The sequence below is a fragment of the Bacillus sp. SRB_331 genome (genome assembly GCF_003264175.1).
GTDB lineage: Bacteria > Bacillota > Bacilli > Bacillales > Bacillaceae_G > Bacillus_A > Bacillus_A mycoides.
In genome coordinates, this window is the sequence record NZ_NADV01000009.1 from 47,292 (window position 1) to 70,189 (window position 22,898).

At 35.0% G+C, this 22,898-nt stretch carries 19 protein-coding genes and 1 riboswitch; of the genes, 14 read left to right on the forward strand and 5 right to left on the reverse strand.

Annotated elements, in window-relative coordinates; all coding sequences use genetic code 11:
• Window positions 1-249: 249 nt before the first annotated feature.
• The gene (locus B5P42_RS07870; protein WP_000172693.1) at window positions 250-444 is read right to left on the reverse strand and encodes a hypothetical protein; all 195 of its coding nucleotides are present in this window, start codon (window positions 442-444) and stop codon (window positions 250-252) included.
• A gap of 118 nt (window positions 445-562) precedes the next feature.
• Here B5P42_RS07870 and B5P42_RS07875 point away from each other — a divergent pair, with 118 nt between their 5' ends.
• Window positions 563-898, forward strand: a complete 336-nt coding sequence (locus B5P42_RS07875; RefSeq protein WP_002087170.1) for a YhaI family protein — start codon at window positions 563-565, stop codon at window positions 896-898.
• Between the two features lie 5 nt (window positions 899-903).
• Here B5P42_RS07875 and B5P42_RS07880 read toward each other — a convergent pair whose 3' ends face one another.
• From B5P42_RS07880 to B5P42_RS07890, 3 genes are all read right to left on the reverse strand, one after another.
• A complete protein-coding gene (locus B5P42_RS07880; protein ID WP_002011118.1) occupies window positions 904-1,461 on the reverse strand; it encodes an HTH-type transcriptional regulator Hpr in 558 nt (185 codons plus the stop codon).
• Window positions 1,462-1,760: 299 nt separating this feature from the next.
• Window positions 1,761-2,123, reverse strand: coding sequence for a YtxH domain-containing protein (locus tag B5P42_RS07885; protein WP_002011120.1), 363 nt, complete (start codon window positions 2,121-2,123; stop codon window positions 1,761-1,763).
• A gap of 208 nt (window positions 2,124-2,331) precedes the next feature.
• The gene (locus B5P42_RS07890) at window positions 2,332-2,766 is read right to left on the reverse strand and encodes an HIT family protein (protein WP_001016832.1); all 435 of its coding nucleotides are present in this window, start codon (window positions 2,764-2,766) and stop codon (window positions 2,332-2,334) included.
• A 581-nt stretch (window positions 2,767-3,347) separates the two neighbouring features.
• On the opposite strand from B5P42_RS07890, the gene ecsA reads away from it, so the two are divergent.
• From ecsA to B5P42_RS07920, 6 genes are all read left to right on the forward strand, one after another.
• Complete coding sequence (gene ecsA / locus B5P42_RS07895; RefSeq protein ID WP_001292616.1) at window positions 3,348-4,091, forward strand: ABC transporter ATP-binding protein EcsA; 744 nt, start codon at window positions 3,348-3,350, stop codon at window positions 4,089-4,091.
• Window positions 4,084-5,295, forward strand: a complete 1,212-nt coding sequence (locus B5P42_RS07900; RefSeq protein ID WP_113733956.1) for an ABC transporter permease — start codon at window positions 4,084-4,086, stop codon at window positions 5,293-5,295. Before ecsA ends, B5P42_RS07900 begins: the two co-directional genes overlap by 8 nt.
• A 13-nt stretch (window positions 5,296-5,308) precedes the next feature.
• Window positions 5,309-6,016, forward strand: coding sequence for an ecs operon protein EcsC (gene ecsC, locus B5P42_RS07905; protein ID WP_002011122.1), 708 nt, complete (start codon window positions 5,309-5,311; stop codon window positions 6,014-6,016).
• Window positions 6,017-6,151: 135 nt separating this feature from the next.
• A complete protein-coding gene (locus B5P42_RS07910; RefSeq protein ID WP_002150070.1) occupies window positions 6,152-6,889 on the forward strand; it encodes a (Fe-S)-binding protein in 738 nt (245 codons plus the stop codon).
• 2 nt (window positions 6,890-6,891) lie between these two features.
• On the forward strand, window positions 6,892-8,322 hold the full coding sequence (locus tag B5P42_RS07915; RefSeq protein ID WP_113733957.1) for a LutB/LldF family L-lactate oxidation iron-sulfur protein: 1,431 nt from the start codon (window positions 6,892-6,894) through the stop codon (window positions 8,320-8,322).
• Entirely contained in the window at window positions 8,303-9,004 is a 702-nt protein-coding gene (locus B5P42_RS07920; protein WP_113733958.1) for a LutC/YkgG family protein, read from the forward strand. Before B5P42_RS07915 ends, B5P42_RS07920 begins: the two co-directional genes overlap by 20 nt.
• 193 nt (window positions 9,005-9,197) lie before the next feature.
• Here the strand turns inward: B5P42_RS07920 and B5P42_RS07925 are convergent, their stop codons facing one another.
• Window positions 9,198-9,341 carry a sporulation protein YjcZ gene (locus B5P42_RS07925; protein ID WP_100248471.1) on the reverse strand — a complete coding sequence of 48 codons (144 nt, stop codon included), beginning with the start codon at window positions 9,339-9,341 and terminating at the stop codon, window positions 9,198-9,200.
• 156 nt (window positions 9,342-9,497) lie between these two features.
• On the opposite strand from B5P42_RS07925, the gene B5P42_RS07930 reads away from it, so the two are divergent.
• The 7 genes from B5P42_RS07930 (at window position 9,498) to B5P42_RS07955 (ending at window position 22,327) form a co-directional block, all read left to right on the forward strand.
• Window positions 9,498-10,082, forward strand: coding sequence for a TetR/AcrR family transcriptional regulator (locus tag B5P42_RS07930; protein ID WP_113733959.1), 585 nt, complete (start codon window positions 9,498-9,500; stop codon window positions 10,080-10,082).
• Window positions 10,083-10,084: 2 nt separating this feature from the next.
• Window positions 10,085-10,255 (forward strand): hypothetical protein, encoded by a 171-nt coding sequence (locus B5P42_RS31945; protein WP_002011131.1) that lies wholly within the window; start codon window positions 10,085-10,087, stop codon window positions 10,253-10,255.
• An 83-nt stretch (window positions 10,256-10,338) separates the two neighbouring features.
• Window positions 10,339-10,815, forward strand: coding sequence for a PH domain-containing protein (locus tag B5P42_RS07935; RefSeq protein ID WP_113733960.1), 477 nt, complete (start codon window positions 10,339-10,341; stop codon window positions 10,813-10,815).
• Window positions 10,808-12,247, forward strand: a complete 1,440-nt coding sequence (locus B5P42_RS07940; RefSeq protein WP_113733961.1) for a PH domain-containing protein — start codon at window positions 10,808-10,810, stop codon at window positions 12,245-12,247. The genes B5P42_RS07935 and B5P42_RS07940 overlap by 8 nt, the downstream gene beginning before the upstream one ends.
• 202 nt (window positions 12,248-12,449) lie before the next feature.
• The gene (locus B5P42_RS07945; protein ID WP_113733962.1) at window positions 12,450-13,103 is read left to right on the forward strand and encodes a DUF975 family protein; all 654 of its coding nucleotides are present in this window, start codon (window positions 12,450-12,452) and stop codon (window positions 13,101-13,103) included.
• Between the two features lie 504 nt (window positions 13,104-13,607).
• On the forward strand, window positions 13,608-14,144 hold the full coding sequence (locus tag B5P42_RS07950) for a TetR/AcrR family transcriptional regulator (RefSeq protein ID WP_113733963.1): 537 nt from the start codon (window positions 13,608-13,610) through the stop codon (window positions 14,142-14,144).
• A 170-nt stretch (window positions 14,145-14,314) separates the two neighbouring features.
• A riboswitch (cyclic di-GMP riboswitch) is annotated at window positions 14,315-14,407 on the forward strand.
• A gap of 57 nt (window positions 14,408-14,464) precedes the next feature.
• Window positions 14,465-22,327 carry a SpaA isopeptide-forming pilin-related protein gene (locus B5P42_RS07955; RefSeq protein ID WP_142674048.1) on the forward strand — a complete coding sequence of 2,621 codons (7,863 nt, stop codon included), beginning with the start codon at window positions 14,465-14,467 and terminating at the stop codon, window positions 22,325-22,327.
• Window positions 22,328-22,898 lie beyond the last annotated feature (571 nt).

Consider the following 22,898-nt stretch of genomic DNA (forward strand, 5'->3'; position numbering starts at 1 on the left):
GTATAAGCAATATGTACAAAATTTAATATATCATATTTCGACGGGTTTTCCTATTGATAAAGAAATTTTAACCAGTTTGTGTCAGATTTTGAAAGGGTACCATATTGGGCGGATGTCGCATATACAGAAAAGAGGAGGGGATGGGGGATGAATTCAAAACTTATTTTATTACTTGTACTGTTTATTTTATTAGTTATAGTAGGTATAATTTGCTTATAGAGGAAAAAAATGAGGAAGGGGCTTCCTTCCTCACTTTCCATGAAATATAATTTCTACATAACTAGAAATTAATAGAATGGTAATACATACATTAATAACTCGAAAGACACCGGGCTGGCGGCTCGCAGATATTTGTTTTCGCTCACACAGTGTATGTGTCATGAAATTCGTGTAAAATATAACAAGAAGTGCGAATGCAACAAAAACAACGGTTATAAGAGTCATGAGGCGAGACCTCCTTTTGGCTAAAATACATATACTTTATATATTGTATCATACGATATTTTGTTCGTGTTACAAAATTCAGAAATAGAAGACTTTGTGTTAGGAAGCGAGGGAGAAAATGGACGTTGTAAGAAGACTAGAACAAGCTGAATACTACGTAGACCTACTATTTAAAATGATTGATGAAGAAAAGTGTCCATTTTATTCTTTAATCATAAAGAAAAAAGCTCGTAAAAAAGACATTGAACGTATACTAAAACTTTGTGAAAGACTGAACGAACAATATGTAGTGGAGAAAGCAGAAGGCCTTCTATTGTTTGATGCGCTATTAGATCAATTTGAAAAAGCGCTTCCACATCAGCTCGAAGTACACGAAACTGCGGAAGCGCTAGCAAAACAGGGCTTATTTGTGCCACTTATGAATGAATTCTTACGCATGATTGCGAAAGGATAAATAGATTATTTCTTAACTAATTTTTGATCGGTCTCCGTAAAGTTCTCCTCAATATTCTCTAATGATTTCTCAAAAATATCGATGAAGTCCTGTCCGTAAATATTGCGAAGGATCGCAATAAGTTCGATATTTTCTGGGAACTTACCGTAAAAATTACGAAGTTCAAGTGCCCCATTAAAAACAGAATTATTTTCAGGGTCATACTCCTCCATTAAGCGAAGTAGTAATTCTTCCCCTTTGTCTGTAATTTCAATGTACGTATTTCGTTTATCATCTTCTTTTTTAGAGAATACAAGATAGCCGCGTTCTTCTAGCTTTTTAGAGAAGTTAAACGCCGTTGATACGTGCATAACTCCAAACTTAGCAATCTCAGAAATAGAAGCCCCTTTTAAATGATAAGCGATTGATAAAATATGATGCTCGTTAATGTTTAAATCGTAAGGTTTAATCCATTGTTGCCAATCTTTCTCTACGCATTTCCATAACGCTTTCGATAATTGAGCAATACGTTGGCTGAAAATCATCGCTTCTTTTACCGAGTAATTTTTTTCTCCACTTTTCATTTACTCACCCACTTTAACATTCTTTTTTCATTATTATCTATTATGCCAGTAAAATAAAAATTAATAAAGTCTTTTTGTGAGAATTGTGAAAATTTTTCGGAAAAATAACATTCTATACAAATCATGCATAACTATGGAAGCGTTTTATGAGTCGAGAATACATGTGTTGTCTTTACATGTTAAGGGATAACATATATTGTAAATGCATAAAAACACGGCATATCTATGTGATATGCCGTGTTAAGGTTAATTCGTATGAAAAATATTTGTTATATGCAAAAAACTAAGCAGGAATATGTTTACGCTTTTTCTGGAACGGCTTCTTGTAGTTTCTCAATTGACTTTTGAATGTCTAAAATTTCTTTTTCGATATGTCGTTTGTTTTGAGAAATATCTTGTTTCCAGTTAGAAAGCGTGTCATGCATATCGTCTTTTAGTTCTTGGAATACTTCTTTACCTTCTGAAGCAGTTTCAACGATTTGACGCTTTAATAACTTCGTATCAGCTGTAATATCAGCTAATGTTTTTTTAATATCAGTTCCTTTTTCTTTCAGCTTACCGCGCATAGCTTTACCAGAAGAAGGAGTTGAGAAAAGAACGGCTAGTCCAGCAACTGCTCCGCCGCAAAGTACACCTGTAATAAAGGATTTAGCTTTTGACATAAAAGGAAACCTCCTTATTTTTCGTTCGTATTCATGATGTATAAAAGTGTGCATATCTTTAAGACAAGGGGAAGAAAAGCGAGCTTTTCTCTCTTGTACATGCTATGCACAAAAAATCATACCCCCGGCATTTTTTGTGAAGAAAGAAGCCATACAATAAATGCCAGAGGAATGGGCTTATTATGTATTACTTCTTATTATAGTGGCACTATTTCACACTATTTGCAATTGTACTTGCGATGTTTTGTAAATTTTCCATTGTGTATTCATTTTGGTGTGATTTCCAAACAGCACCGAAACCATCGTTTTCACCGTAGCGTGGAATTAAATGAAGGTGGAAGTGGAATACAGTTTGTCCAGCTTTTTCGCCGTTATTGTTAAGTAGGTTGAAACCAACTGGATTAAATTCTGCTTTCATTGCATTTGCGATTTTTGGAACGACAGCAAAAATATGTGATGCGATTTCTGGCGTTAACGCAAAAATGTCTTGTTTGTGAACTTTCGGAATAACAAGAGTATGTCCTTTTGTTACTTGACTAATATCTAAAAATGCAAGTACATGTTCATCTTCGTATACTTTTGAGCAAGGGATTTGCCCGTCAATGATTTTACAAAAAATACAATTGTCCGCTGTATGATTCATCGATCTCATCCTTTCAAATAGTCTTAGCCGTATTTTACCATAATTACATAGGAGAACAAACACGAAAAACAGGAAGCTGACTCAGCTTCCTGTTTTTCTGAAGAGGGATTGAAAAAGCATTTTTTATAATTTACGGTTCGCAGACACCTCATTTATTTAAGAAATGCACGGTAAATCGGCTAAAGTTTCTGCCGTAGACACCCCATTTTCAAGTGAAATGAATTGCAATCTTTTTTTAAAATGAAATTGTTTATTTTTTAAAACAGTATATGCTCTTTCGGAGACACCCCGTTTCGAAAATGAAACAAATTATCTGGTTATGTGTAAATTTCATTGTCCAACTTGGACACCCCATTTCATGATGACTTCACTATGTTGTTGTACTCATCAATTGGTGGTTGCTTTTTCAATGTGTTCCTTCTTCACTAATTATGATGTCCGCTTTCGTAAAAATATATGCCAAGAAATTTAAATTTTTTTTGAAGGCATCGATACTATGTAGTGCACCATGATTTTTGGTAAGATGAATATATACATTTCTTACAAAAGTGAATGAATATAAATGAAGAAAGTGGTGTCGTATGAGCGAGTTATTGCGTGTAGAAAATGTTACAGGAGGATATACGAAACGACCTGTACTGCAAAATGTTTCGTTCTCTGTTAATAAAGGCGAACTTGTCGGCTTGATCGGTTTAAATGGAGCCGGGAAAAGTACGACAATTAAACATATCATCGGTTTAATGGAGCCGAAAAAAGGAACTGTCACAATTAACGGGAAAACAATTCGTGATGATATGACAGCGTACCGTTCTAGTTTCTCCTTCATTCCAGAAACGCCAGTATTATATGATGAGTTAACGTTAGAAGAGCATTTGAAATTAACAGCGATGGCGTACGGTGTAGATGAAAAACAATATGAAGAACGCGTAGGACAACTATTACAAGAATTTCGCATGAAAAATCGTTTGAAATGGTTTCCGTCTCATTTCTCAAAAGGGATGAAACAAAAAGTGATGATTATGAGTGCATTTTTAGTTGAACCATCACTTTACATTGTGGACGAACCTTTCGTGGGGCTTGATCCGTTAGCGATTCAATCACTTCTTCAAATGATGGATCAAATGAAAAAGAGTGGTGCGGGCATCTTAATGAGTACACATATTTTAGCGACAGCAGAGCGCTATTGTGATTCATTCATCATTTTGCATCAAGGTGAAGTGAGAGCGATGGGAACATTATCAGAACTTCAATCCGGGTTTAATATGCCTGGTGCAACGCTTGATGATATTTATATTGCGTTAACGAAGGAAGAAGATTATGAATAGCACAGCGTTATGGAAAGAACGATTTCGGCACTTTCTAAAAGAAGTTCGTACATATAGTAAATACGTATTTAATGATCATTTGAAATTTATTTTCGTATTTATCATCGGCGCAGGAGCGTATTATTACCAGCAATGGTTACAAACGTTAACACCTTCGTTTCCGACAGCGGTCGTTATGGCAGTCTTACTTGGCCTCGTGTTAACAGCTGGATCAATCCAAACGTTATTAAAAGAAGCAGATCTCGTTTATTTGCTGCCAGTTGAAGAAAAGTTAAAGCCTTATTTTACGAAGGCATTTCTTTTTACGTTTATGATTCAGTTATACATAATCGCAATGGTAGCAGCTGCGCTTGCCCCGTTATACTTCCAGCAAATGAAACAAACAGGTGCCAATTACATATGGATTGTAATCGCGTTTGTCATTGTAAAAGCGTGGAATTTATTCGTAGCGTGGGAAAAATCATTTTTAACAGATCAAAGTGTTCAAAAAGCGGATTGGTTTATTCGCTTTATCTTAAACGGCTTATTTGTGTACGTCCTTGTAGAACGTACTTCATTCATTTTTACCGGTGTAATTGTCTTTCTTATGGCACTATACCTTGCTGTTATGCATCAAAAGGTGAAAGGAAAGCCGCTAAACTGGGAGTATTTAATTTCTGAAGAAGGTAAAAAAATGATGCTGCTGTACCGCATTGCGAATATGTTCGTTGATGTACCAGCGTTAAAAGAAAGAGTATCACGTAGGAAATGGCTTGATTTCATTCTTTCGATGATTGGTGAGAAACGTACATATTTATACTTATATACGAGAACATTTTTAAGATCGGGTAACTATTTCGGATTATATATGCGTTTACTCGTTCTTGGGGGAATTATTCTTTACTTTATCCCATTTTTATATGGACGTTTTATCGTAAGCCTTGTTTTCTTATACTTAATCGGCTACCAGCTCTTAACCCTTTGGAAACATCACCGTATGAAAGTTTGGCTTGATTTATATCCGGTAGGGGGAGACGAGAAGAAGAGAGATTTCCTTACTTTATTAAATGCGATTCTTATCATTGGTAGCGTTGTATTTACAATTATATTTGCACTTGCGACGAAAGATTTCATAATGACCGGCATTTTATTTGTAGTAAGCATATTATTTAGTATTGGTTTCGTTTATCAATACGGTGCAAAGCGCATTGAGCGTTTAAACTGAAAGGAATGAACCTATGATTACATATGAAGAGAAGGTTATAAAAGAATTGGAGCAGTGGAAAGCTACATTCATGAAAGATTCTTCTATGATGACACGGTTCTCTAAAAAAGTGCAGGTGAAAGTGCAACAACTAGTGCCCGCGAAAGTGCAAAAGGTACTAACAGAAACGATTCGGATGATGGTGCAAACAATTAGCGCTGGATCAAACTTCATAAAACCGAAGCTAAAAGAAACGAACTGGTCACTGCAAAGAAGAGACGATGAAGTACGTAAAAAAATGGATGAGTACAAAAAAGTTGCAGCGGCAGAAGGGGCAGGAACAGGAGCAGGTGGTATTCTCCTTGGCCTTGCCGATTTCCCGTTATTACTTACTATTAAAATAAAATTTTTATTTGATGCAGCAACATTGTACGGATTTGATACGAGTAAAAAAGAAGAGCGCCTTTTTATTCTTCACGTTTTCCAGCTTGCTTTTTCAAGTGACGATTACCGAAAAGAAGTATGGAAAGCGATTGAAACGTGGGATACAGAAGAAGAAAATCATATGGACTGGGAAAAGTTCCAAACAGAATACCGAGACTATATCGATTTAGCAAAAATGCTCCAGCTTGTCCCAATCATCGGTGCCCCGGTCGGAGCATATGCGAATTATCAATTGTTGCAAAGGCTTGGGGAAGTAACGATGAATTGTTATCGTATGCGATTGCTTAATAGAAATTAATTTGTTTTACAAAAAGCATTCTAAATTACACATTTAGGATGCTTTTTTTATTTTTATTCATATTTTTATTTTTTTACCAATAATATACAGATGAAGTTGCTTGAGCTTACTTTACTGTATTTAGGGGTGCAAAATATGAAAGTATCAATATTTATTACTTGTGTTGCAGATATTTTTTATCCAGAAGTAGGGAAAGATGTTGTGGAAATTCTTGAAGATTTAGGGTGTGAAGTTGATTTTCCAAAAACTCAAACTTGCTGCGGACAACCTGCTTATAATAGCGGGTATGTGAAAGAAACAAAAACAGCTGCAAAACATATGATTGAAGCCTTTGCCAGTTCAGAATATGTTGTGGCACCATCGGGGTCTTGCGCTATGATGGTTCACGAGTTTTCTAGCTTATTTTCTGAAAGCGAAGCAGATTGGAAGAAAAAAGCTACTGAACTTGGAAATAAAACATATGAATTCACACAATTTCTAGTTGAAGTGTTAGGGAAAGAAGATTTAGGTGCGGAGCTTCATAAAAAAGCAACGGTTCACACATCTTGTCATATGAGCCGATTAATGGGGATTAAGGAACCACCGCAAAAATTATTAAAATGTGTAAAGGGACTGGAAGTTGTTTCACTGCCGCATAATTATGATTGCTGCGGATTTGGAGGGACATTCTCAGTGAAAATGCCAGAAATCTCTGAGCAAATGGTTGAAGAAAAAGTAAAGCATATTATGGAAACCGGTGCGGAATTGTTAATTGGGATGGATTGTAGCTGCTTAATGAATATAAAAGGACGTTTAACACGTAATGGTTATCCAATTGATGTAAAACATATTGCTCAAGTATTAAATGAAGATCGAAAACAAGGGGGGATATAGAGATGGGAATGAAAATTGGGAACGATCCCTTTCATAAGCGTACTGCAACAGGCATTGGGGATCAATTTATGCGACAGGCTGTCAGGAAAGCGCAAGATGGTCTTAGAGTTAAGAAATTAAAAGCTACTGAGAGTCTTGGGAACTGGGAAGAATGGCGAGCTTTAGGAGAAGAAATTCGAAAGCATACATTAGAGAACCTTGATTATTATTTGCATCAGCTAAGTGAAAATATTGAGAAAAACGGTGGTTTTGTTTATTTCGCAAAAACTGCAGAAGACGCAAGGGAATATGTAAAAGAGATTGTAAAAAAGAAAAACGCGAAAAAAATTGTGAAATCAAAATCGATGGTAACGGAAGAGATTAGTTTAAATGAAGCGATTGAAGAAGCTGGAGCGGAAGTGTTAGAAACAGATCTTGCTGAATTTATTCTACAAGTGAACGACCACGATCCTCCATCACACATTGTTGTTCCGTGTCTTCACAAGGATAAAGAACACATTTGTGAAATATTTAAAACAAAGTTAAATTACACTGGAACATCTGATCCTACGGAAATGGCGAGGTTTGTAAGATCGTATTTACGTGATGATTTTTTTGCAGCGGATATAGGGGTGACTGGATGTAACTTTGCTGTTGCAGAGTCTGGATCAATTTCTATCGTAGCAAACGAAGGAAACGCAAGACTTACTACGACACTTCCGAAAACGTTGATTACAGTTATGGGGATGGAACGTATTGTTCCAACATGGGAAGAGCTTGATGTTTTAGTAACACTTCTATGCCGAAGTTCTGTAGGACAAAAGTTAACAAGTTATATTACAGGGTTAACTGAGCCTGGCGGGGAAGATGGACCTGAGGAATTTCATTTAGTCATTGTTGATAATGGTCGTTCCGATATTGTAGGAACGGAATTCCAAAGTGTCCTCCAGTGCATTCGTTGCGCGGCATGTATTAATGTGTGTCCTGTATACAGGCATATTGGTGGACATGCATATGACTCTATTTATCCAGGACCAATTGGAGCTGTGTTGACACCGCTTTTAGGGGGATATGATGAATATAAGGATTTACCTTACGCATCTAGCCTTTGTGGTGCTTGTACAGAAGCGTGTCCAGTGAAAATCCCGTTACATGACTTATTAATTAAACACCGCAGTCGCATTGTAGAAGAAAAAAAATCACCTGTGGCTTGGAACGTGGCTATGAAAGGTTTTGAAAAAGCGGTGAAGAGTCCTAGACTATTTTCTTTTGCAGCGAAGAGCGCTCCGTATGCATTAAAACCTCTTGCAAAAGGGGATAAGATCGAGCGTGGAATTGGGCCGTTAAAAGCTTGGACGGATGCGAGAGATTTTCCAGTTCCGAAAAAACAACCGTTTCGAGAGTGGTTTGAAAAACACGAAAAGGAGAACAATGATGGCCATCCAAAATCGTGAGGAATTTTTACTCCAGTTATCAGAAAAGCTTGGTAGGAAACGTCCAGAAGCAGTGGAAAAACCGAACTGGTCTTTTTCCCCGCAGTGGACTGTTTTTGACGGACTGGCGCAAGACGAACTTGTATTAAAGTTAATAGAGCACTGCGAAGTCATTCATACAGAAGTAAAGCGAACAACAAAGGAAAATCTTGTTGAAACATTGGGGTCTTTTATAAAAAGTTGGAATATCAAATCTGTTATATGTTCGAATGATGAGCGCTTTAATGAGTATGGTCTTACACCATGTTTCAGCAATGAAGGAACAACACATTTTCGTACATGGGGATTAGATCATAAAGAAGAGGACATAAAATTTGCGAAAGCTGCTGACCTTGGCATTACGTTCAGTGATATGACTCTGGCAGAATCAGGAACCGTTGTACTATTTAATGACGGGTTAAAAGGAAGACATGTGAGTCTTCTTCCAGAGTCATATATTGCAATCGTTCCTAAAAGTACGATTGTACCAAGATTAACCCAAGCTACAAAACTGATCCATAATCAAAATAAAGCGGGAGAAAACTTGCCGGCTTGTGTGAACTTCGTTTCTGGTCCGTCAAATAGCGCGGATATTGAAATGAACCTTGTCGTAGGTGTGCATGGGCCAATTAGAACAGCGTATATTATTGTGGATGATCAATAATGATTTACGTGTGCGAGTTGGAAATATAGATGAAGCATTATAAGAATACTGAAGATAGAAAGCGCTGGCTGTTAAATATAACCGGGGCTTTCTATTTTGTGTGCCCTTACTGGTGAAGAAACCTTAAGAAGGAAAATTTTAATCTCTGTTTCAGTTTTCTACGCTACTATAACTAACTGAATTGTGTCTTTTCTTAGAAGCTAAACACACTATAACTAGCTCCAATTATAATGAATACGATAAAGAGCAGAATGAGTAATAAAAGCCCACTACTACCGCTCTTACCATCTTTGCCATCTTCACCGCCGCCGCTACCACCTTTACCGCCAGATCCCATATGAAAATCCTCCTTATCGTTATACATTGTTTTTACTTTATATTTTTCTAGGTTCATCAAGAAGTTCCTTTTAAAACTCTAATTAACTTGCAAATCATTCATTTTCATTTTACAATTTACTTACCGACCGGTAAGTAAAAATAGAAGAGGTACAGTATGACAAAAAATTTACAAACATCGCAGCACATTGTAGATGCATCATTTAAACTAATGGCAGAGCATGGCATTGAGAAGATGAGTCTTTCAATGATTGCGAAAGAAGTAGGCATATCAAAGCCAGCTATTTATTATCATTTTCCGTCTAAAGAAGCGCTAGTTGATTTTTTATTTGAAGAGATTTTTTCTGGATATTATTTCGTGGGTTACTTCGATAAAGAACAATATACGAAAGAAAACTTTGCAGAAAAGTTAATCGCAGATGGTTTACATATGTTATCGGAGTATAGAGGTCAAGAAGGCATATTACGCGTTATAAATGAATTCATCGTAACTGCGACGCGAAATGAAAAGTACCAGAAACGCTTATTTGAAATACAAGAAGATTTCTTAAATGGATTCCACGATTTATTAAAGCAAGGCGCGAGACTTGGTGTTGTGTCACAACATGCAACTGAAGAAAACGCGCATACGTTAGCGCTCGTTATTGATAATATGAGTAATTACATATTAATAGGATTCCAGTTAAAGTATAAAGAAATTTGGATTCAAAATGTGAAAAACGTAATGAAGGAGGGGGAATAAAAATGAAAATGCAGAAAAACTGGTGGCTCGGTTTCCTTGGATTTGTGGGAGTGTATAAAATTCCAGGTATGATTGAAGCTTTCCAAGCGGATAAAGGTTGGCTCGCATTAATTAGTTTAGTTTGGCTCCTTTGGTTCGGATATTTTATTCCTGAGAAAAAAACGGATAAATAATAAATTTTCAATTTTATGTAAAGTTATGTAAAATATAGATTGAGACAATTCATATATTAGATTAATAGATTTGGAGTGGTTACATGGATCAATTGAAAAATGAAATTCATCCTGACATGGTCAAGGTGTGGAAAGTTCGTGCTGTAATTGAAGAAGGGATCGGTATTCTCGTCATTTTAGCTTACCTGTTCCTTATGATAAAGTTTGATTGGTGGGCGTGGATTTTGTATGTGATGGTTGGGTTAACAGTTGCGCTAGCACCATTTTCGTACTTTGTATTCCCGAAACTACGTCAGCGTTATTATAGCTATCAATTAAATGAAGAAGAGCTTGAAATTCAGCACGGTCTTTTCGTAGTAAAGCGCGTATTAGTACCGATGATTCGTGTACAGCACGTTACAATTGAACAAGGACCAATTATGAGAAAATATGGATTAGCAGAATTACATATTTCAACAGCGGCAACTTCTCACAGCATTCCAGGCTTAACGATGTATGAAGCAGAAATGTTAGAAACGAGAATCGCAGAATTAGCGAAAGTGAGTGATGAGGATGTATAAGAGGCAGCATCCCATTACGATGTTATTAGAATTAAAAATAACAGACTTTATACCATTATTTATTTTCATGTTTAGTTTAAATGGAAAGTTTCCATTTTGGTATTTAATTCCCGCTGGATTCGGTTTAATCACCGTCTTTTCAGCGTTTGAAAAATGGTATTACACAACATACTGGGTTGAAAATAACGTATTACATGTGAAACAAGGGCTCTTTGTGAAGAAGGAGAGCTACTTAAATAAAGAACGTGTTCAAACGATTAATACAAGTTCAAACGTGTTATATCAAATGCTCGGTTTAAAGAAAATTCAAATCGAAACAGCTGGCGGAGGCGATGATGCAGAAGTAAGCTTAGCTGGTATTACGGAAGACGAGGCGAAGGAGCTTATTTCCTTACTAAATGAGCCAACTCCAGAAGTAAAAGCAGAAGAAACATCAGAAGAAGTAGTAGAAAAAGAAGTTATGACAGAGGAAGAGCAAGCGACAGAGTACAAATTAACTTTGAAAGAAATTTTATTAGCATCTGTTACATCTGGTCAGTTTGGACTATTATTCTCATTAATCTTTTTCGTGTATCACCAAGTAGATGAGTACATTCCGAAATGGATAAAAAATAGCGTAGAGTCGTATGTAATGGATCATGATATATACGGCTGGATTTACATGGTAGCTATTTTACTCGTCCTTTCGTGGATTATATCTACAATTGGTTACGCGTTAAAATATGGTAATTTCACAGTAAATCGAAGAAATGATGAAGTCCGCATTTCGCAAGGATTACTTGAAAGGAAAGAACTTGTACTAAAGTTACACCGCATTCAAGGGATTACAATAAAAGAAGGTATTTTCCGTCAGATGTTCGGTTATTGTGCTGTGCAAGTCGAAGTCATTCAAAGTAAGGGATTGGGAGAAGAGAAAGACAAAGTTACGCTGCATCCGATTATTCGAAAAGATCGTGTGCAAGAGTTACTCGCTCATTTACAATTGCCATATGAACTGAATACAAATATTACTGCATTACCAAAAGCAGCCTTGCGCCGTTATTTAATTGATAGTTTCATTTTCTTCGCAATGCTAGCAGTCCCGCTTACTGGGATAAGCATATACTTTGAAAAGTATTTCATCATGTGGGCGTTGTTACCGCTAGCTATCCTCATCTTTACACTTGGATACGCAACATTTAAAACAAATGGTTACGGTGTAAACGGAGAACAAATTACGATTATACATCGTAGTATTGGGAAACATACAGGGCTTGTAAGAAGAAGACACGTCCAATCAATTGAAAAAACACAATCATATTTCCAGCGCCGAGCGGATTTATGTACGTATACGTTTTCTAGTGCATCATCGAATTATAAACTAGAGCATACGAGAGTAGAAGATGCGGAGAGAATGCAGGATTGGTATAAGAAGAGAATAAGTGAGAATTAATTTGAAAAGGCTTGCCTAGTATGAAAGGCAGGCTTTTTTGTTATGGAGAAATGAGTAATTTGATTCATATATGGGTGCAAATACAGCTCACATTTCTCAATACGTATCAGAAAAAAAGTAGTACCTTTCTATTTCAGGGAAATTCGTGAAATTTTTGATATAAATGGTATACTAATATAGAAATAATATTAGGAGGTTATATATGATAAGTCAGTTGAAAAGAGAAGCACTTGATGCATTAAAAGGAAAATGGGGATTAGCGGTAGGGGCAACCTTATTACTTGGAATCCTTATTGGAGCTGTTGAACTTCTAATTACAGGTGTTTTCTCGATGTTTTGGGGTTGGGAAGAAGCAAGTGATTCGCTTACAGTAAGTATTATTGCAATGCTTGTTATTGGTCCGTTAACAATAGGCGCCTACTATCTTGTTTTAAATGTAATCCGTGAGACTAGTGCTCGCATTGGTGATTTATTTAGATGGTTTAGCGATGGAAGTAAGCTTATGAAGTCGTTTTTAATATATTTACTAATGTATGTATACTTGATGCTATGGACATTACTTCTTATTATTCCGGGTATTATTAAATCATTTTCTTATTCTATGACGTATTTTATTTTGAATGATCGTCCAGAATACACAGCGAATCAAGCAATTACCGAAAGTCGCCGTATGATGAATGGACATAAAATGGATTACTTTTTACTATGCTTAAGTTTCCTGGGCTGGTTCATTTTAAGTATTATTACTTTAGGAATCGGTTTCTTATGGTTAGCACCTTATTTCTACGCGACATCGGCAGCATTTTATGAAGAGATTTCAAAAGAATATTATAAAAAAGAAGGTACTACTTTCTAATAAAACATCTAACCCATCTGTTCCCTATATTCTTTAGGGGATAGGTGGTTTGATTTTTCTTGAATTTGCACACAATTGTAGCAATAGAAGACTTTGATAAATTCGTTCTTTGTGAAGTGAATTTGTTAAGTAGTTTATAAATAAAAAAATGTTATTACTCAATTCAACGGGAGTAATAACATTTTTTTATTTAGTGCTGAAAGAATTAACGCCGCCTTATAAGGTAAAACAATCAAGATGATAAAGTAATAGGAAGATCTAAACTAGTAAATCCTATTCATGGATATATTAGGAATGAATATAAAAGTATAGATGTATAGTCAACTCTGTGTATTTGATGTTATCATATTGAATGATATGGAAATTTTTAATAGAAGAAGCAACTAACAATTTAAAGGTAGTGAAGCCTTTGTTGTATAAAGAAAATACTTAGTACTCCTCAACAAAGTTAAAAATAAGATACGTATTTATATAATTTTAGTAGAAAGGGGGTTTTAAAAAGGAATGAGTACAAGCATAACACGGCAAAAAATTTTATCTGCCGCTTCTCAAATTGTGCAATATAAAGGGGTTGCTAAATTAACCTTAGAAGCAGTAGCAAAAGAGGCAGGTGTAAGTAAAGGTGGATTATTGTATCACTTTTCAAATAAAGAAGCTTTAATAGAGGCTATGATACTCAAAGGGGTAGAGGATTATCAGGGTGCTATTCACAATAAAGTAGCAGAAGACTCAGAGAGGAAAGGAAGATGGGTTCGTTCTTTTGTAGAGGAAAGATTAAGTAATGAGAAAAGAACAGAAGAGTTGTGTAGTAGTATGATGGCAGCAATAATGCTAAAACCTGAATTACTTGAGCCATTACAACAAGCATTTCAGCAATTGCAAACTAAAATAGAAAATGATGAAATGGATTCTGTTTGTGCCACAATTATTAGATTAGCAGCTGATGGATTATGGTATTCGGAATGTTTAGGGGTTGGAAGAATAAGCCCCGAATTAAGAGAAAAAGTGATTCGAGCTCTTATCTCTGTTTCTTATAAATAGAATATATAAACTATATAATACAAAACAATTCACCGTTGGTTATTTAATCCAGTGTTGAATTGTTTTTTTATTAGAATAATAGAACAATTGTATAGAGTGTTGAATTAAAACCGTCCAGACGGTATAGTAATATTTGGTTCAAAAGGAAAATGAAACAAAAAAAGAATAAAAAATATTTTTAGCACACTATTCGAAAGGATAGGCCGCAAAGCTTAGAGTCTACGGTAATATATATTGTTTACTAAGATCGTCTGGTTGCACATTTGATGCAACCAGACGATCTTTTTTGTTATATAAATATAATAATTAAGGAGGAAAATATGCAAACGAATAGTACTAAAAGATACGTTTCAATGATTTCATTAGTTTTTCTAGTATTATTTTCGGTGCTGAATGTATGGGCTCCAGTGATTCAAGCTGCTGTGATGAAAAGTCCAGTAGATGAGATTAACATTTCCCGTACTGATGGCACGACATCTGAACCATATCAGGCTTCAGATGGTATGAAAGTAGAAGTGAAGTGGTCTGCTAAAGAACAGATAAAGAGTGGAGATCAATTCACAATTGATATGCCAAAAGAATTTCGAAAAGATCTTATGAATCTGAGTTTTCCTTTAAAAGATGCTGAAGGAAAAATAGTTGGTACATGTGATATGAAAAATGGTCTATTGACGTGTACTATGGGTGATTATGTAGATGGAAAGAATAACATTAAAGGTTCTTTATTCGTAGAATTCTATTTTGCTCTAGAAGCATATGATGGAGTCCAAAAAATCCCATTAGAATTTAACGTTGATGGCCAAATCGTAAATAAAGAAGTAAATGTAAGTAATACGACGGAGAGACCGAAGCCACAGCCCAATACGGATAATCTATTGAAGTGGGGTTCTTATAATCAAGAAGACCCTTCAATTGCAGAATGGCTTGTATATGTAAATGCAACTGGAACAGAAATGCAAGATCTTAAATTAACAGACACATTAGGACCTGGGCATGAGTTAATTACAGACAGCGTAGTATTAGAAGAGGCTGTATTTGAAGATGGTTATGCACCAACAAATATTAAGCCAGCAGATTTATCTGAAATTAAAATCAATGCAACGAAGACTGGATTTACAATTGATTTTCCAGACAGTTCAAAAGGTTATATTTTAAGATATAAAACAAAGATTACAAATCCTGCTGCAAAGCCTCATAAAAATACAGTGAAATTAGAAGGCAAAAATATTAAAACTGAAGAAAAAGTAGGACAAGTATTCGTAAGTGGTGGGGGAGGAACCGGTTCAGGCGACGATAATCCACCTAGTATTGATAAAAATATAGTTGATGAGAATGGTAAGCTTGTAGAGAATCAGCAGTTAGCGCAAATGGATCAACCTATTCAATATCAAGTTGGTATACATATACCAAACGATCCTCCTAAATACACATCTATGGTAATTAGTGATGATTTAGAAGATGTATTAGAAGTATTAGAGGCAAAAGTGTATGATCAAAATGGCCAAGATATTACTTCTAAAGGAACACTAAAGATAGATAAACAAAAAAGTGAAGTAACATTTACGTTCGGTGAGAGTTTTGACTATAAGTCATATGAAGACCAGATAATTAACTTGAATATTAAGGCGAAAATTAAAGCTGGTGCAGACTTATCTTCTTACGTAGATAAGAAGATTCCTAATAAAGCAGAATTACATTTTGATGATAAGAATTTAACATCGAATGAAGTAACTGTTACGCCGCCTGCACCTCCAAAAGACGGTACAGTATCTATTCATAAAATAGATGCTGAGGATTCGAACAAAGGTTTAAAAGGTGCCGAATTTGAAGTTCTAAACAGTGCAAATGAAGTTGTTGCAAAACTCAAAACGGACGAAAATGGTTTTTCAGCACCTCAAACTTTAGCTCCTGGGACGTATAAAGTTTATGAAAAAGTAGCACCTGAGGGATATCAAAAATTAAAAAGTCCATTAGAAGTTACACTTCAAGCTGGAGAAACAAAAACAATTGAAATTAAAAATACTATGCAAAAGGGTCAAATTGAATTAAAGAAAATTGATTCGGAAAATGGTGAAAAACCATTAGCAAATGCAGAGTTTGATATAGTAAAAGATGGTGTAGTAGTTGAACATATTGTTACAGATAAAGATGGTAAGGCAATCTCTAAACCGTTAGCACCAGGAAAATATATTTTAAAAGAAACGAAAGCGCCTGAAGGATACCAGTTAAAAGAAACAGAGTTCGAAGTAAATGTAACAGGGGACGGCATATTCCCAATAAAAGTAGAAAATGCAATGGTAGACAAGGGTAATGTAGAAATTACAAAAGTGGACAAAGAAAACGGTGCAGTATTAGCGGGTGTCGAATTTGAAGTCCAAAATGAGAAAAGTGAAGTAGTAAGAAAAGTAACAACAGATAAAGATGGAAAAGCAAACGTTTCAGATCTATCAGTAGGAAAGTACAAATTAGTAGAGACGAAAAGCTTACCAGGTTATAAGAAACTAACAGAACCAGTATCATTTGAGATTACAAAAGGTATGACGACAGTCCTATCATTGAAAGTAGAGAATGAGCAGTTAGACAAAGGTTCAGTAGAAATTACAAAAGTAGATAAAGAAAGTCAAAAAGTATTAGAAGGCGTAGTCTTCGAAGTGCAAGATGAAAAAGGTAAAGTGGTAAAAAAAGTAACGACAGATAAAGATGGAAAAGCGAATGTCTCAGACTTATCAGTAGGAAAATACAAATTAGTAGAGACGGAAAGCTTACCAGGTTACAAAAAATTAACAGAGCCAGTATCATTTGAAATCAAAAAAGGCATGATCGAGGTACTATCATTAAAAATAGAAAATGAAATGGTAGATACGGGAAATGTAGAGATAACAAAGATAGATAAAGATAATAAGGCACCGTTAGCGGGAGTAACGTTTGTTGTCCAAGATGAAAAGGGCAATGAGGTGAAAAAAGTAACGACAGATAAAGATGGAAAAGCAAATGTTTCAGATTTACCTGTAGGAAAGTATGAATTAGTAGAGGTAGAAAGTTTACCTGGTTATAAAAAGTTAGAAAAACCAGTATCATTTGAAATTAAAAAAGGTATGACGAAGTCTTTAACATTTACTGTAGAAAATGAAATGGTAGATACAGGGAATGTAGAAATCACAAAGATAGACAAAGATAGTAAAGCACCATTAGAAGGTGTTGTGTTTGAAGTACGTGATTCAAAAGGGAAAGTAGTTACTAAAGTAACAACGGATAAAGATGGAAAAGCAAATGCTTCAGATTTATCTATTGGAAAGTATGAGTTGGTGGAGGTAGAAACACCAGCCGGATACAAACCACTAGAAAAACCAATTTTATTCGAAATTGAAAAAGGTAGAGTTACAGCATTACAATTAACTGTAGAAAATGAATTAGTGGATACAGGAAATGTAGAAATTACAAAAGTAGACAAAGAAAATAAAGATGCTTTAGCTGATGCCGTATTTGAGATTCAAGACGAAGCAGGACAAGTAGTCGCTAAAATAACGACAGATAAAAAAGGGCACGCACAGGTTACTAATTTATCAGTTGGAACATACAAGTTGGTAGAGGTAAATGCACCAAAAGGATATAAGCAATTAGTAGATCCTATTACTTTCCAAATTGAAAAAGGTATGACAAAATCTCTTGCTTTAACAGTAGAAAACGAAATGTTAGACAAGGGTAATGTAGAAATTACAAAAGTAGATAAAGAAGGCCAAAAAGCATTAGCGGGCGTAGTCTTTGAAGTACAAGATGAAGCAGGCAAAGTAGTAACAGAAGTAACGACAGATAAAGATGGAAAAGCAAAAGTCTCAGACTTATCTGTAGGCAAGTACAAATTAGTAGAAAAAGCAGGCTTACCAGGTTACAAGAAGTTAACAGAACCAGTATCATTTGAAATCAAAAAAGGTATGACGGAAGTCTTATCATTGAAAGTAGAGAATGAGCAGTTAGATAAAGGTTCAGTGGAAATTACAAAAGTGGACAAAGAAAGTGGCGCAATATTAGCGGGCGTAATTTTCGAAGTGCAAGATGAAAAAGATAAAGTAGTAACAAAAGTAACAACAGATAAAGATGGAAAAGCAACAATTTCAGATTTATCAGTAGGGAAATATAAGCTAGTAGAGGTAGAAAGCTTACCAGGATACAAAAAACTAGCAAAACCAGTATCGTTCGAAATTAAAAAAGGTATGACAGAAGTCCTATCATTGAAAGTAGAGAACGAAAAGTTAGATAAAGGTTCAGTAGAAATTACAAAAGTAGATAAAGACAGTCAAAAAGTATTAGCAGGCGTAGTCTTCGAAGTGCAAGATGAGCAAGGCAAAGTAGTAACAGAAGTAACGACAGATAAAGAAGGAAAAGCAAAAATCTCAGACTTATCTGTAGGCAAGTACAAATTAGTAGAAAAAGCAGGCTTACCAGGATACAAAAAATTAACAGAACCAGTATCATTCGAAATTACAAAAGGTATGACGACAGTCCTATCAATAAAAGTAGAAAATGAGCAGTTAGATAAAGGCTCAGTAGAAATTACAAAAGTAGATAAAGACAGCCAAAAATTATTAGCAGGCGTAGTCTTTGAAGTTCAAGATGAGCAAGGCAAAGTAGTAACAGAAGTAACGACAGATAAAAGTGGAAAAGCAAACGTCTCAGACTTATCTGTAGGCAAGTACAAATTAGTAGAAAAAGCAGGCTTACCAGGTTACAAGAAGTTAACAGAACCAGTATCATTTGAAATCAAAAAAGGTATGACGGAAGTCTTATCATTGAAAGTAGAGAATGAGCAGTTAGACAAAGGTTCAGTGGAAATTACAAAAGTGGACAAAGAAAGTGGCGCAATATTAGCGGGCGTAATTTTCGAAGTGCAAGATGAAAAAGATAAAGTAGTAACAAAAGTAACAACAGATAAAGATGGAAAAGCAAACGTTTCAAATTTATCAGTAGGGAAATATAAGCTAGTAGAGGTAGAAAGCTTACCAGGATATAAAAAACTAGCAAAACCAGTATCGTTCGAAATTAAAAAAGGTATGACGGAAGTTTTATCAATAAAAGTAGAGAACGAACTGCTAGATAAAGGATCAGTAGAAATTACAAAAGTAGATAAAGACATTCAAAAAGTATTAGAAGGCGTAGTCTTCGAAGTGCAAGATGAAAAAGGAAAAGTAGTAACGAAAGTAAAAACAGATAAAGAAGGAAAAGCAAAAATCTCAGATTTATCAGTAGGAAAATACAAATTAGTAGAGAAAGAAAGCTTACCAGGTTACAAGAAGTTAACAGAAACAGTATCATTCGAAATCAAAAAAGGTATGACGGAAGTCTTATCATTAAAAGTAGAGAATGAACTAGTAGACAAAGGTTCAGTAGGAATTAAAAAAGTAGATAAAGACAGTCAAAAAGTATTAGAAGGCGTAGTCTTCGAAGTACAAGATGAGCAAGGTAAAGTAGTAACAGAAGTAACGACAGATAAAGAAGGAAAAGCAAAAATCTCAGACTTATCTGTAGGTAAGTACAAATTAGTAGAAAAAGCAGGCTTACCAGGCTATAAAAAACTAACAGAACCAGTATCGTTTGAAATCAAAAAAGGTATGACAGAAGTCCTATCATTAAAAATAGAAAATGAAATGGTAGATACGGGAAATGTAGAAATCACAAAGATAGATAAAGATAATAAGGCACCGTTAGCAGGTGTAGTTTTTGAAGTACAAGACGAACAAGGAAAAGTAGTAACGAAAGTAACGACAGATAAAGAAGGAAAAGCAAAAATCTCAGACTTATCAGTAGGAAAATACAAGCTAGTAGAAGTAGAGAGCTTACCGGGTTACAAAAAATTAGAAAAGCCTGTACCATTTGAAATTAAAAAAGGTATGACAAAATCTCTAGCGTTCACTGTAGAAAATGAAATGGTAGATACGGGGAATGTTGAAATCACAAAAATAGATAAAGACAGTAAAGCAGCATTAGAAAATGTTGTATTTGAAGTACGTGATTCAAAAGGGAAAGTAGTTACTAAAGTAAAAACGGATAAAGATGGAAAAGCAAACGTTTCAGATTTATCTATTGGGAAATATGAGCTGGTAGAAGTAGAAACACCAGCCGGATACAAACCGCTTGAAAAACCAATTTCATTTGAAATTGAAAAAGGCAGAGTAACAGCATTACAATTAACTGTCGAAAATGAATTAGTGGATACAGGAAATGTAGAAATTGCAAAAGTAGACAAAGAAAATAAAGATGCTTTAGCTGATGCAGTATTTGAGATTCAAGATGAAGCAGGACAAGTGGTTGCTAAAATAACGACAGATAAAAAAGGACACGCACAAGTTACTAATTTATCAGTTGGAACATACAAGTTGGTAGAAGTAAAAGCACCAAAAGGATATAAGCAATTAGTAGATCCAATTACTTTCCAAATTGAAAAAGGTATGACAAAATCTCTTGCTTTAACAGTAGAAAACGAAATGCTAGACAAGGGTAACGTAGAAATTACAAAAGTAGATAAAGACAGTCAAAAAGTATTAGAAGGCGTAGTCTTCGAAGTACAAGATGAGCAAGGCAAAGTAGTAACAGAAGTAAAAACAGATAGAGAAGGAAAAGTAACAATTTCAGATTTATCAGTAGGTAAGTATAAATTAGTAGAAAAAGAAAGTTTACCAGGATACAAAAAACTAACAGAACCAGTATCATTCGAAATTAAAAAAGGTATGACGGAAGTTTTATCATTGAAAGTAGAGAATGAATTATTAGACAAAGGTTCAGTAGAAATTACAAAAGTGGACAAAGAAAGTGGCGCAATATTAGCGGGCGTAACTTTCGAAGTGCAAGATGAAAAAGGAAAAGTAGTAACAAAAGTAACAACAGATCAAGATGGAAAAGCAAAAATCTCAGATTTATCAGTAGGAAAGTATAAATTAGTAGAGAAAGAAAGTTTACCAGGATACAAAAAACTAACAGAACCAGTATCATTCGAAATTAAAAAAGGTATGACGAAAGTTTTATCATTGAAAGTAGAGAATGAACTGTTGGACAAAGGTTCAGTAGAGATCACAAAAGTGGACAAAGAAAGTGGCACAGTATTAGAAGGTGTAACATTCGAAGTTCAAGATGAAAAAGGAAAAGTAGTAACAAAAGTAACGACAGATAAAGAAGGAAAAGTAAAAATCTCAGATTTATCAGTAGGAAAGTATAAATTAGTAGAGAAAGAAAGTTTACCAGGCTACAAAAAACTAACAGAACCAGTATCATTCGAAATTAAAAAAGGTATGACGGAAGTCTTATCACTAAAAGTAGAGAACGAACTATTAGACAAAGGTTCAGTAGAAATTAAAAAAGTAGATAAAGACAGTCAAAAAGTATTAGAAGGCGTAGTCTTCGAAGTACAAGATGAGCAAGGAAAAGTAGTAACAGAAGTAAAAACAGATAAAGAAGGAAAAGCAAAAATCTCAGACTTATCTGTAGGAAAGTACAAATTAGTAGAGAAAGAAAGTTTACCAGGCTATAAAAAGCTAACAGAACCAGTATCATTCGAAATTAAAAAAGGTATGACAGAAGTCTTATCATTGAAAGTACAGAATGAACAGCTAGACAAAGGTTCAGTGGAAATTACAAAAATGGCTGCTGAAAGCAAGAATATATTAGCAGGAGCTGTGTTTGAAGTTCATGATGAAAAAGGTAAAATAGTCGCGAGAGTAACAACAGATAAAGATGGAAAAGCAAAAGTCTCAGATCTATCTGTAGGTAACTACACACTAGTAGAAGTAGAAGCACCAAAAGGATATGAAAAATTAACTAATCCAATTCCATTTGAAATTACAAAAGGAATGATAAGTTCAGTTCAATTAGAAGTATTAAACGAATTGAGTCATTTAGCACCACCAGGTCCAGAAAAACCAGATCCAGAAAAACCGGAAAAACCAGATCCAGAGAAGCCTGGAACAACAGATCCAGAGAAGCCTGGAACAACAGATCCAGAGAAACCTGGAACAACGAATCCAGAGAAGCCTGGAACAACGAACCCAGAGAAGCCTGGAACAACGAATCCAGAGAAACCTGAAAAAGAATTACCGAAGACAGGGCAGAAAATGCCTGTGGAACCATATATGGGAGCACTTCTTGTAATGATGAGTTTTGGATTACTCGTATTAGGTAGAAAAAAGCAAGGATAATAAAAGTGAAAAGGTATCCTCAAAGTATTTGAGGATACCTTTTTTATATTATTTGGCATAAAAAAAGCATCTAGCAAAAGAATTAGCTGCAAATAAAAAACACAAGGGAAGATAAATGTCTTCCCGCTTCACGAATGTGCTTATTTCAAAAAAAGTATAAAAACTAGCTTTATTATATATATTTGATGTGTAAAGGTATGGAAGGAAAAGGTTATACGTTTTCGTAGTGTTTTGTTGAAAAAAGAGCAATCTATGTAATTAATTTTAACGATTTAGGAAATAAGTCCGGTTCTTAAAGCGTTTGAAGAGCGATAGTCCAATAGTAGGTGGGAGATGAAATTAGGGTTGGAATCTTATTGGATCTTAAAATGTGGAAGGGGAAAATAATGTAAAAAAACTATTGTATGTTTAAAAACCTTATGTTACATTTGTGTTACAAGAGAGTTACGAATCGTGACTTTTGTTACGGTTTGTTTTCTGTTGCTTTTCGGTATGTTACAGATTATAGTTTGTATTCCAATTAGCTGAGAATGTTTAAAGCTGAAGGAATAGCAAACTATAAACGAAAAAT